Raw genomic sequence first — 11117 nt, forward strand, 5'->3', positions numbered from 1 at the left:
TCGTCGGGGCACCGCATCGGCCCGTTCGAGGTGGAAAGCGTGCTGCTGGAGCACCCGGCGGTCGCCGATGCCGGAGTCGTCGGCCGACCCGACCCGCTGTGTGGCGAGGTGGTGGCGGCCGTCGTGGCGCTGAAGCCCGGAGTGGCCGCCAGCGACGATCTGGCCCTCGCCCTGATCGCCCACGCCCGGCGCCGTCTCGGCCCGGCGCTGGCGCCGCGGGAGGTGGTGTTCGCCGCGGCCCTGCCGCACACCCCCAGCGGCAAGATCGTGCGGCGGCGGCTGCGGGCGCTGGCCGGCGGCCAGTCCGGGGGCGGCCAGTCCGGAGACGGCCAGTCCGGGGACGGCGGGGAACCGCAGGCGTGACGCGGGGTTCTTCCGGTGAGGCGGCGGGCCGCCGCGGTCCCGCCGCCGTCCCGCCGCCGCCGAAGGCACGAACCGGAGCCCGACGATCATGGACATCTTCCAGCGCATCAAGAAGGATCACGACACCCTGCGCGGCCTGTTGGACCGCGCCGAGAAGGGCGAGGCCGATGGCTGCTACGACGAGCTGGCACGCGAGCTGTGGGCGCACGGGCGCGCCGAGGAGACCATCTTCTACGCCGCCCTCAAGGACAGCAAGGCGGCCCGCCAGGAAACGGTCGAAGGCCTGAACGAGCACCATCTGATCGACGGCCTGGTCGAGGAGCTGAACGCCATGACCTCGCGCGACCTGGCCTTCAAGGCCAAGCTGCAGGTGCTGGGCGAACTGGTCCGCCACCACCTCGACGAGGAGGAGGAGGAGCTGTTCGAGGAGGCGCGCGAAGCCCTGGACGACGGCCGCTCCAAGGAGCTGGCCCGCCTGTTCGAGGACCGCAAGGCGCACGCCCTGGCGGCGCTGAAGCCGCTGTCCGAAGGCTAGGGCGGCGGCGGCGGGCGCTACCGCACCGGCGCCGCCCGCCGTCGCACGCGCGTTGCATCGAAGCACTCTTTTTGCGATAGTCCTTCGCACCGCAATGCGGAAGCGGAGGACGCCTGTGTCTGACACGAACAAACGGTCGGTTGCGTTCGCCTTGGGTGGAATCGGCGGATCGAACGCCCACGGCGTGGGATTCCTGCAGGCCGCCAGCGACTGCGGCGTGGCGCCGGACATGATCTCCTGTTCCTCGGGCATGATCCACTGGACCTGGGAGTGGCTGGTGCAGCGCGACGAGGTGGCGGCCGGCGCGCGCGCCGCCGTCGACCTGCGGTCGCTGGTCGCCGCGGCGGTGGAGGCGACGCCGTTCCGTGGCGCGCTGTTGCCGCTCAACTGGTGGATCCTCGCCACCCGGGGCCTCGAGGGCGTGCTGGCCCCGGCCTGGCCGGAATACCTGAAGCGGCTGCTGTACGCTCCGCCGCCGGCGTCGCTGCGCGACGTGGTCGACCGGGTGCTGCCGGCCCAGACCAGCGTGCCGGCCCGCCCGCAGGAGCATTTCGCGGCCATCGCCGCGTGCTTCAACGGCGCCGCGATCCCCATCCTGTTCAACAGTTACGACCCCGCCCTGGGGGTGGAGTACGTCCACGCCAACGCCGCCGCCCGGGCCATGCTGGCGCATCGCCACGACGAGCGTGCGGCGCTCCAGGCCGGGCGCCCGGCGGAGGAGAAGGAGCGGCTGTGCGACAGCCTGCCCAAGGTGGAGGTGGCGGATATCACCTGGGAGGCGGTGCGCGACGCGCTGTGGCTCACCTCCTACGGCTTCGATGCGCCGGACCCCGCGGCGGCCGCGGGACGGCGGATCGACGGCGCGTACATCCGCCAGTTCCTGCTGAACGAGCTGTGCGACGCCGACGTGCTGTTCATGGCCCGGCCCCAGTCCTTCGGCTTCCGCGGCCGCCTGCCGCAGAACCAGTTCGAGGTGAAGGACCTGGAGACGGAGCTGTGGTTCAACGCGCCCTACGCCCAGCAGGTCGCGAGCATCGACTTCGTGAACCGGCTGGTGCGCAAGGGCGTGCTCGGCGCGCCGTTCCGCGAGGTGATGATGGTGCCGGTGGAGATCCCGGTGCAGCGCGGGTTCTTCAGCTACTTCTTCGAGGATCTGGCGGTGTTCGACACGGCGCGGGCGCAGTCCGCCGCGGCGTTCGCCGCGACCTGCGGCGCGCGCACGGCGGAGACGGTGACGGTCGCCGCGTGAGGCGGGGGGCGTGAGGTGGGGGCGCCGCCGTCAGTCGGGCGGGCGGCGGCGGACCTCGACGATGGGGTGGACCAGCCCGGCGGGCAGGCGGGCCTTGTAGTCTTCCGGCGGGCGCGGGACCTCGGCCACCACCGACAGCACCACGGTGAACAGGCCGGGGCCGAGCGACCACAGGTGCAGGTCGGCCACCCGGCTGTCGCCATCCCCCTCCACCGCGGCGACCACCTCGGCGCGCAGGTGGTGCGGCCCCTGGAAGTCCAGCAGCACCTCCGCGGACTGGCGGATCAGCCCCCACGCCCAGCGCGCCACCAGCACCGCCCCGACCACCCCCATGACCGGGTCGAGCCAGGCCCAGCCCGCCAGCCAGCCGCCCAGCAGGGCGACGATGGCCAGCGCCGAGGTCAAGGCGTCGGCCAGGACGTGCAGGTAGGCGGCGCGCAGGTTGGCGTCGTCATGGCCGTGCCCGTGCGCATGCCCATGGCTGTGCCCATGGCTGTGCCCGTGCTCATGCCCATGGCTGTGGCCATGGGTTTTCACGTGGGTGGGCCCGGACCCGCCGCCGGTCAGGACGACGGCGCTGACCACGTTGACGGCGAGGCCGAGCACGGCGACCGCCACCGCCTGGCCGAAGGCGATGGCGGTGGGATGGAGCAGGCGCTCCACCGACTCCGCCGCCATCAGCAGCGCGAACAGCGCCAGCATCAGGGCGCTGCTGAAGGCGGCCAGCGCGTTGACCTTTCCCGTGCCGAAGCTGAACCGGCGGTCGTGGGCGCGGCGGCGGGCGTAGACATAGGCGACCAGGGCGATGGCCAGGGCGCCGGTGTGGGACGCCATGTGCAGGCCGTCGGCCAGCAGGGCCATCGACCCGAAGGCGATGCCGGCCGCCACCTCCACCGCCATGGTGATGGCGGTGAGGCCGATCACGACGGCGGTGCGCCGTTCCCCCGGGCGCACCGCGTCCTGTCCGAAGCTGTGGTCGTGCCCCCAGCGCTGCGCGTCCTCCATCACCATGCCCCCGCTCCCCCGGTGCCGAGATTCGCTCGGACGATCGAAAACCGTGCGAGCGCATCGGTGCGCAGCGCCCCGACGCCCAGCACTAGAGCGTCGCTTCGACGGAGCTGGCCGCCTCCTTGAGGATCTCGGCGCTGCGCCGCAGGGCGGCGGCCTCGTCGTCGGCCAGGTCCGGCACCACGGTCTGGAGGACGCCGCCGGCGCCGATCACCCGGGGCAGCGACAGCGCCACCTCGGGCACCCCCAGCACGTCGTCGTTGAGCAGCGAGCAGGTCAGCACCGCCCGCTCGTCCGCGGCGATGGCGGCGACCATCCGGGCCAGCCCGCCGGCGATCCCGAAGGCGGTGTGCCCCTTGCCGTCGATGATGCTGTAGGCGGCGCGGCGCACCCCCTCGTCGATCGCCGCCCGGTCCTCGGCGGTCAGCGGGCGGCCGGTGCGCGCCGCGAAGGTGTCGACGGCCATCCCCGCGGCGCGCGCGCCCGACCACAGCAGGACCTCCGAATCGCCGTGCTCGCCGATCACCTGGGCGTGCACGGATTTCGGCGTGACGCCGAGGCGCTGGCCGACCAGGGCGCGGAAGCGGGCGGTGTCGAGCACCGTGCCGGAGCCCAGCACGCGGCACCGCGGCAGGCCCGAGATGCGGGTCGCCACCTGGGTCATCACGTCCACCGGGTTGCTCGCCACCAGCAGCACCGCATCGGGGGCCGCGGCCAGGGCCTGCGGAATGATGGCGGCGAAGACCCGGGCGTTGCGCTCCAGCAGCTGCAGGCGCGTCTCGCCCGGCCGCTGGGCGACGCCGGCCGACAGCACCACCACCCCGGCCCCGGCCAGCGCGTCGTAGCCGCCGTGGCGCACCACCACCGGATGGGCGAAGGGGATGGCGTGGGCGATGTCGTGCGCCTGGGCCAGCGCCAACCTCTCGTTGGCGTCCACCAGCACGATCTCGCTGGCGGATCCCGCCATCACCATGGCGAACGCCGCGGTGCTGCCGACGAACCCGCCGCCGATGATTCCGACCTTCATGCTGTCTCTCCTGGGCTCCTGGCTGGTGTCCAGGCGCAAGGGTGCGCCGCCGGGGCCGGCGCGTCCAGGGTCAACGACGCCGCGGGGCGTCACTCCGGCAGGCGGATCAGCGCCCGCAGCCCGCCGCGCGGGCTGTCCTCCAGGACGATGTCGCCGCCGTGGCTGCGCACCACGTCGCGGGCGATGGTCAGGCCCAGCCCGGCCCCGCCGGTCGCCGCGTTGCGCGAGGCGTCGATGCGGAAGAACGGCTTGAACACGTCCTCGCGCGCCGCCGCGGGGATGCCGGGGCCGTCGTCGTCGATGGCGATCTCCACCAGTCCGCCGCTGCGCGACGCCTCCACCCAGACATGGCGGGCGTGGCGGCGGGCGTTGGCCAGCAGGTTGGCGAGGCAGCGGCGGAAGGCGTTGGGGCGCAGCGGCAGCGACAGCCGGCCGGACAGGCGCACGGTCACGTCGGCCCCTTCGCGCCGGGCGCCGTTCACCACTTCGGTGACCAGGCGCTCCAGGTCGGTCGGCTGCACGGCCTCGGTGCCCTCGCCGCGGGCGAAGGCGAGATAGCCCTCGATCATCGTCTCCATCTCGGCGACGTCGTCCTTCAGCTCCTCCACCTCGGGGCCCTCGCCCAGCATGTCCAGCGCCAGCCTCATGCGGGTCAGCGGCGTGCGCAGGTCGTGGCTGACCCCGGCCAGCATCTCGGTGCGCTGGGTGATCTGGCGCTGGATGCGCTCGCGCATCACCATGAAGGCCGCCGCCGCCTGACGCACCTCCAGCGCCCCTTCGGGCTTGAAGTTGAGCACGTCGCGTCCCTTGCCGAAGCCGTCGGCGGCGACCGCCAGGCGGCGGATCGGGCGGATCTGGTTGCGCATGAAGACGATGGCGACGGCGAACAGCACCAGCGCCGAGCCCATCATCCACAAGATGAAGATGTAGCTGGTCGGGCTGAACAGGCGGCGCTCCGGCGACATCACCGACAGCACGCCGTTGGGGAGCTGGAGGCGGATCTCGTACCACTCGTGGGCGACGTTGGTGTCGATCGAGAAGGGCCGGCCCACCCGCTCCGCCAGCGCCACGGCCAGCGCCGAGCGCAGGATGCCCAGGCTGGGCCAGCGCCGCTTGGGCTGGAACGCCTGGACCTCGTATTCCGGAACCAGGGTCTGCCCCGGCTCCAGGGTCACCACCAGGTCGGTGGTGCGCGCCGCCATGGCCAGCGTGCGGGCGATGCCGGCCTCGCTCGGGTCGCGGTCGAGCTGCTCCACGATCATGGCGATGTCGCCGGCCACCGCGAAGGCCAGGCGGTTGGTCATGGTGTCCCAGTGGCGGTCGTAGAAGATCCAGGTCGCGACCGCCTGGGCCAGGATCACGGGGGTGACGATGATCAGCAGCGACCGCCCGAACAGGGTGCGCGGCAGGAAGCGCTTCACCCCGTGCGGCGGCGTCCCGCCGAAGTCGCGCAGCCGCTGGGACACCCGTCCGCCGGCCTTGCCGCCGTCGGCGCGGCCGGGGGCGGCGCTCATCCCTCCGGCCTCAGCACGTAGCCCTCGCCGCGGACGGTGTGCAGGAAGCGGGGCTCGCGCGGGTCCGTCTCGATCTTCCGGCGCAGCCGCGTCACCTGGACGTCGACGGTGCGCACGTTGCCGGCGACGTTGCAGCGCTCCGTCAGCTCCTCGCGCGAGAGCACCATGCCCGGGGCGGCGGCGAACACCCGCAGCAGCCCGGCCTCCGCGGTGGTCAGACGGATCACCTCCTCGCCGTTGCGCAGCTCGTCGCGTTCGGGATGGAAGACCAGCCGGCCCAGCCGCACCGGCTGCGCCAACGGCTCGACCGGCTTGGTCGCCTGGCGGCGCAGGATGGAGTTGATGCGCAGCACCAGCTCGCGCGGCTGGAACGGCTTGGCGAGGTAGTCGTCGGCCCCGGCCTCCAGACCGGCGATGCGGTCGTCCGGCTCGCCGCGCGCGGTGAGCAGCAGGATCGGCACGTCGCTGTCCTTGCGCAGCGACTCCGTCAGCTCCAGGCCGGTCTCCCCGGGCATCATGATGTCCAGCACCAGCAGGTCGAAGGACAGGCCGGAGAGTTGCACCCGGGCGTCGGCCGCGTCCTTGGCGGTGGTCGCCACGAAGCCGTTGGCCGACAGATACTTGCGCAGCAGCTCGCGCAGCCGCGTGTCGTCGTCGACGACCAGGATGTGGGGCGGATCTTCGATCATGGCGCGACTATAGCGCGGCCCCCGCGGCGGCGGGAGCCACTTCGCGCCGCCGCGGGGGCCGCCACCACGGGGGAGGGGGGCGGGAGGGGGGTCAGCGCTTGGTGGCGGTCAGCCGGGCGGGCGGGAGCGGGGCGAAGCGCGCCCGGTCCTCCTCGTCCAGCATGCCCATCATGACGTTGCGGAACCCCTCGACCGCCTCGGCGCCGGCCATGCGGTAGGCGCGGGCGATGCGCTGGCGCTGCGTTTCCGACAGCAGGCGCTCCAGCTCGACCCCCTTCTCGGTCAGCTCCAGAAGGCGCTGGCGGCGGTCTCGCACGCCGGTCACCTGCAGGATGTAGCCCTGGCGGACCAACTCCCCCAGCACCCGCGACAGGCTCTGCTTGGTGATCCGGAGGATCGCCAGGAGGTCCGAGACGGTGATCCGGGGGTGGCGGCCGACGAAGTAGATGACGCGGTGGTGGGCCCGGCCGAAGCCGAGCTTGCCCAGGATCTCGTCGGGTTCGGCGGTGAACTCCCGGTAGGCATAGAACAGCAGCTCCATGCCGGCGCGCAGCTCCTCCTCGCGAAGGAAGAGCTGGTTCACCCCTGCTTTTATGTCAGCCATGTTGACGTGATCGGTGCGGAATGTTACCAATGGGTCGGCAGATGAGACACAATCTATCAAGGCGGCCGGACGACAGGCAACCGCTCCGGCCCTGGCAGACTTCGAGGACCCGACCCATGGCCATGATCCCCTTCGACGACCGCGACGGCACCCTCTGGTACGATGGTGCCCTCGTTCCCTGGCGCGACGCGACGCTGCACGTGCTGTCGCACGGCTTGCACTACGCAAGCTGTGTATTCGAAGGCGAGCGGGTTTACAACGGCAGGGTCTTCAAACTGACCGAACACAGCCGTCGGCTGGTTCGCTCGGCGGAGATCCTGGGCTTCACGATTCCATGGAGCGTCGCCGAGATCGACGCCGCGACCGAGGCCGCGGTGGCGGCGAGCGGGCTGTCCGACGCCTATGTCCGTCCGGTTGCGTGGCGTGGCAGCGAGATGATGGGCGTGTCGGCCCAGCAGAGCAAGATCCACCTGGCGATCGCCGTGTGGGAGTGGCCCAGCTACTTCAGCGCCGAGGCGAAAATGGCCGGCATCCGCCTGATGTGGGCACCGTGGCGCCGGCCCGCCCCGGACACCGCGCCCGTGGCGTCCAAGGCGGCCGGTCTCTACATGATCTGCACCCTGTCCAAGCACGCTGCGGAGTCGGAGGGGTTCCAGGACGCCCTGATGCTCGACTACCGCGGCCTGCTGGCCGAGGCGACCGGGGCCAACCTGTTCCTGGTCATCGACGGCAAGATCCACACCCCCACCCCCGACTGCTTCCTCGACGGCATCACCCGGCGCACGGTCATCGCGCTGGCCAGGGCCCGCGGCCTGGAGGTCGTCGAGCGTCCCATCCGGCCCGAGGAGTTGGCCGACGCCCAGGAGGTGTTCCTCACCGGCACGGCGGCGGAGGTGACGCCGGTGGGCGCCATCGGCGACCACCGCTTCACGCCGGGCCGGGTGTGCGAGACTCTGGTGACGGACTACGACGCCCTGGTGCGCGCCCGGACCACCGCGGCCGCGGCCTGACCCCCGGCGGCCTGCCCCCCCCGCGGACTGCCCCCCGCGGCCACCGCCGAGCGGCTGGCCGCGGGCCGACCGGGCCCCGGCTCACGTCTTCTTGTTGGACTGGGCCCGGGCGAAGGCCTCGGCGAAGGCGTTGTTGGCCGGCGGCGCCTCGGCCGCGGCGCGCGGCGCCGGCTTGGCCGGAGACCGCTTGTCGGTGCCCCGGGACGGCGGGCCGCGCCGCTCCTCGCGCGGGCCGGTGCGGTCCGGCCGGCCCGCCGCCCCGTCCTTGTGCGGGGCTTGGCGCGGCGCCGCCTCCTGGGTGCGCATGGTCAGGGCGATGCGCTTGCGCGGCAGGTCGACCTCCAGCACCTTCACCCTCACCACGTCGCCGGCCTTGACCACCTCGTGGGGGTCCTTGACGAAGCGGTCGGCCAGCTGGGAGATGTGGACCAGCCCGTCCTGGTGGACGCCGACGTCGACGAAGGCGCCGAAGGCGGTGACGTTGGTCACCACCCCTTCCAGCGTCAGTCCCGGCTGCAGGTCCTTCAGCTCGTTGACGCCCTCCTTGAAGGTCGCCGTCTTGAACTCCGGGCGGGGGTCGCGACCGGGCTTCTCCAGCTCCTTGAGGATGTCCTCCACCGTCGGAACGCCGAAGCGCTCGTCGGTGAAATCGGCGGCGTTGAGGGAACGCAGGAAGCGGGCGTCGCCGATGACGCTGCCCAGCTCGCGCCCCGTGGCCTTGAGGATGCGCTCGACCACCGGGTAGGCCTCGGGGTGGACCGCCGAGGCGTCGAGCGGGGTGGTGCCACCCTGGATGCGCAGGAAGCCGGCGGCCTGCTCGAAGGTCTTCGGGCCGAGCCGCGCCACATCGAGGAGCTGGCGGCGCGACCGGAATGCCCCCTTGGCGTCGCGGTGCTCCACGATGTTGCGGGCGATCGTCTCGTTGAGGCCGGACACCCGGGTCAGCAGCGGCACCGAGGCGGTGTTGAGGTCGACGCCGACGGCGTTGACGCAGTCCTCCACCACGGCGTCCAGGGAGCGGGCGAGCTTCCCCGCCGCCACGTCGTGCTGGTACTGGCCGACGCCGATCGACTTGGGCTCGATCTTCACCAGCTCGGCCAGCGGGTCCTGGAGGCGCCGGGCGATCGACACCGCGCCGCGCAGCGACACGTCGAGCTGCGGGAACTCGGCCGCGGCGGTGGCGGAGGCCGAGTAGACCGAGGCGCCGGCCTCCGACACCATGACCTTGGTCAGGCCGAGGTCGGGGTGGCGGGCCATCAGGTCGGCGGCCAGCTTGTCGGTCTCGCGGCTGGCGGTGCCGTTGCCGATGGCCACCAGCTCCGGCCCGTGGCGCTTGGCGAGGGCGGCCAGGGTGGCGATCGAGCCCTCCCAGTCGCGGCGCGGCTCGTGCGGGTAGATGGTGGTGGTCTCCACCAGCTTGCCGGTGGCGTCGATCACCGCGACCTTGACGCCGGTGCGGATGCCCGGGTCGAGCCCGATGGCGGAGCGCGGGCCCGCCGGGGCGGCCAGCAGCAGGTCGTGCAGGTTGCGGGCGAAGACGCGGATCGCCTCGTCCTCGGCCAGCTCGCGCAGGGTGCCCATCAGGTCGGTTTCGACGTGCGGGCCGATCTTCAGCTTCCAGGTCCAGCGGCAGACGTCGCCCAGCCACTTGTCCGCCGCCCGGCCCTGGTCGCGGATGCCGGCGTGGACGGCGATGATGCGCTCGGCCGGGTGGGGCTCGCCGTCGGCGGTGTCCACGTCAAGGCGCAGGTCGAGCACCCCTTGGGAGCGGCCGCGGAACAGCGCCAGCGCGCGGTGCGACGGCACCTTGGCCAGCGGTTCGTCGAAATCGAAGTAGTCGGAGAACTTGGCGCCTTCGGCGCGCTTCTCCTCGATCACCCTGGAGAACACCTTGCCCTGGTCGGCCATCAGGCCGCGCAGGCGGCCGACCAGCTCGGCGGACTCGCCGAACCGCTCCACCAGGATGTGGCGGGCGCCGTCCAGCGCCGCCTTGGCGTCGGCGACGCCCTTGTCGGCGTCGACGAAGGCGGCGGCCTCGGCGTCCGGCACCCGGGTCGGGTCGCCCAGCAGAAGGTCGGCCAGCGGCTCCAGCCCGGCCTCGCGGGCGATCTGCGCCTTGGTCCGGCGCTTCGGCCGGTAGGGGAGGTAGAGGTCCTCCAGCCGGGTCTTGGTGTCGGCGCTGCGCAGCTGGGCGGCCAGCTCCGGGGTCAGCTTGCCCTGTTCCTCCACCGAGTGGAGGATGGTGGCGCGCCGCTCCTCCAGCTCGCGCAGGTAGCCCAGCCGCTCCTCCAGGGTGCGGAGCTGGGTGTCGTCGAGGCCGCCGGTCGCCTCCTTGCGGTAGCGGGCGACGAAGGGGACCGTGGACCCCTCGTCGAGCAGCTTGACCGCGGCCTCGACCTGGGAGTCGCGGACCTGGAGCTCGTCGGCGATGCGCTTGGCGATGGAGAGCATGCGTAAAACCGTCTCGGACGTCGTGAACCGAAAGGCTGCCCCTATACGCCCAAACCGCCGGCGAGGCCAGCGTTGACCGGGACCGTCCCACCGACGGGGGAGGATCCGCGGCTGTCATCGGCAAACGACTGGCGCCCGGTCCGGCGGGTGCTCGACACCACCGATGCCTGGATGACGCTCAGCCACGTGACCCTCGCCGGGCTCGATGGAGGTTCGACGGCGCGCCGGTGACCGACGACATGACCATGGCGGCAAGATTCGGGCGCGGCCCGTGCACCGCCACCCGCGACGCCCTGGACGCCGGCGTCGACCCGCCGCTGATCGCCTATGGCTGGGAGCAGCACGACCCGGCCACATGGCCTGCGCGATGGGGGCGACGGGGCCGCGGCCGGCCCGCTCCCGGGCCGGCCGCGGGGGTGACGGGGCGGCTCAGCCCCGTTCGACGCAGAGCGCCACGCCCATGCCGCCGCCGATGCACAGGGTGGCGAGGCCCTTGGCCGCGCCTTGGCGGCGCATTTCGTGGAGCAGGGTGACCAGGACGCGGCCGCCGGAGGCACCGATGGGATGGCCGAGCGCGATGGCGCCGCCGTTGACGTTGACCCGGGCGGGGTCCCAGCCCATCTCGCGGTTGACCGCCAGGGCCTGGGCGGCGAAGGCCTCGTTGGCC

General features: G+C 72.7%; 10 protein-coding genes and 1 pseudogene. 4 read left to right on the top strand and 7 right to left on the bottom strand.

All coding sequences use genetic code 11. From position 1 onward, the window contains the following. The first annotated feature begins 39 nt into the window (after positions 1–39). From AC6H2I_RS06335 to AC6H2I_RS06345, 3 genes are all read left to right on the top strand, one after another. Positions 40–363, top strand: a complete 324-nt coding sequence (locus tag AC6H2I_RS06335) for an AMP-binding enzyme (protein ID WP_497499751.1) — start codon at positions 40–42, stop codon at positions 361–363. Between the two features lie 88 nt (positions 364–451). Then, on the top strand, positions 452–898 hold the full coding sequence (locus AC6H2I_RS06340) for a hemerythrin domain-containing protein (RefSeq protein ID WP_497499738.1): 447 nt from the start codon (positions 452–454) through the stop codon (positions 896–898). 184 nt (positions 899–1082) lie between these two features. Beyond that, positions 1083–2147, top strand: a complete 1065-nt coding sequence (locus AC6H2I_RS06345) for a hypothetical protein (RefSeq protein WP_497499739.1) — start codon at positions 1083–1085, stop codon at positions 2145–2147. 30 nt (positions 2148–2177) lie between these two features. On the opposite strand, the gene dmeF is transcribed toward AC6H2I_RS06345, so the two are convergent. The 5 genes from dmeF to AC6H2I_RS06370 form a co-directional block, all read right to left on the bottom strand. Then, positions 2178–3158 (bottom strand): CDF family Co(II)/Ni(II) efflux transporter DmeF, encoded by a 981-nt coding sequence (gene dmeF / locus AC6H2I_RS06350; protein ID WP_497499740.1) that lies wholly within the window; start codon positions 3156–3158, stop codon positions 2178–2180. Positions 3159–3243: 85 nt separating this feature from the next. After that, positions 3244–4182 (bottom strand): L-lactate dehydrogenase, encoded by a 939-nt coding sequence (locus AC6H2I_RS06355; protein WP_497499741.1) that lies wholly within the window; start codon positions 4180–4182, stop codon positions 3244–3246. A gap of 89 nt (positions 4183–4271) precedes the next feature. Next, the gene (locus tag AC6H2I_RS06360; protein WP_497499742.1) at positions 4272–5696 is read right to left on the bottom strand and encodes an ATP-binding protein; all 1425 of its coding nucleotides are present in this window, start codon (positions 5694–5696) and stop codon (positions 4272–4274) included. After that, positions 5693–6385: a response regulator gene (locus AC6H2I_RS06365; protein WP_497499743.1), complete on the bottom strand. Its 693-nt coding sequence runs from the start codon at positions 6383–6385 to the stop codon at positions 5693–5695. Before AC6H2I_RS06365 ends, AC6H2I_RS06360 begins: the two co-directional genes overlap by 4 nt. 91 nt (positions 6386–6476) lie before the next feature. Further along, the gene (locus AC6H2I_RS06370) at positions 6477–6989 is read right to left on the bottom strand and encodes a MarR family winged helix-turn-helix transcriptional regulator (protein ID WP_497499744.1); all 513 of its coding nucleotides are present in this window, start codon (positions 6987–6989) and stop codon (positions 6477–6479) included. Positions 6990–7105: 116 nt separating this feature from the next. Between AC6H2I_RS06370 and AC6H2I_RS06375 the strand changes: the two genes are divergently transcribed. Next, on the top strand, positions 7106–7999 hold the full coding sequence (locus tag AC6H2I_RS06375) for a branched-chain amino acid aminotransferase (protein ID WP_497499745.1): 894 nt from the start codon (positions 7106–7108) through the stop codon (positions 7997–7999). 81 nt (positions 8000–8080) lie between these two features. Here AC6H2I_RS06375 and AC6H2I_RS06380 read toward each other — a convergent pair whose 3' ends face one another. Continuing rightward, positions 8081–10450 carry a Tex family protein gene (locus AC6H2I_RS06380; RefSeq protein ID WP_497499746.1) on the bottom strand — a complete coding sequence of 790 codons (2370 nt, stop codon included), beginning with the start codon at positions 10448–10450 and terminating at the stop codon, positions 8081–8083. A 429-nt stretch (positions 10451–10879) separates the two neighbouring features. Next, positions 10880–11117, bottom strand: a pseudogene (locus AC6H2I_RS06385) (acetyl-CoA C-acetyltransferase); the annotation flags it as partial.

Source organism: Azospirillum sp. NS33, from assembly GCF_059703765.1.

What these genes read in the sequence shown, in the direction of transcription:
- AC6H2I_RS06340 (WP_497499738.1), top strand. Translation starts at nt 452, where the DNA reads ATGGACATCTTCCAGCGCATCAAGAAGGATCACGACACCCTGCGCGGC.
- AC6H2I_RS06380 (WP_497499746.1), bottom strand. Translation starts at nt 10,450, where the DNA reads ATGCTCTCCATCGCCAAGCGCATCGCCGACGAGCTCCAGGTCCGCGAC.
- AC6H2I_RS06365 (WP_497499743.1), bottom strand. Translation starts at nt 6,385, where the DNA reads ATGATCGAAGATCCGCCCCACATCCTGGTCGTCGACGACGACACGCGG.
- AC6H2I_RS06360 (WP_497499742.1), bottom strand. Translation starts at nt 5,696, where the DNA reads ATGAGCGCCGCCCCCGGCCGCGCCGACGGCGGCAAGGCCGGCGGACGG.
- dmeF (WP_497499740.1), bottom strand. Translation starts at nt 3,158, where the DNA reads ATGGTGATGGAGGACGCGCAGCGCTGGGGGCACGACCACAGCTTCGGA.
- AC6H2I_RS06375 (WP_497499745.1), top strand. Translation starts at nt 7,106, where the DNA reads ATGGCCATGATCCCCTTCGACGACCGCGACGGCACCCTCTGGTACGAT.
- AC6H2I_RS06370 (WP_497499744.1), bottom strand. Translation starts at nt 6,989, where the DNA reads ATGGCTGACATAAAAGCAGGGGTGAACCAGCTCTTCCTTCGCGAGGAG.
- AC6H2I_RS06355 (WP_497499741.1), bottom strand. Translation starts at nt 4,182, where the DNA reads ATGAAGGTCGGAATCATCGGCGGCGGGTTCGTCGGCAGCACCGCGGCG.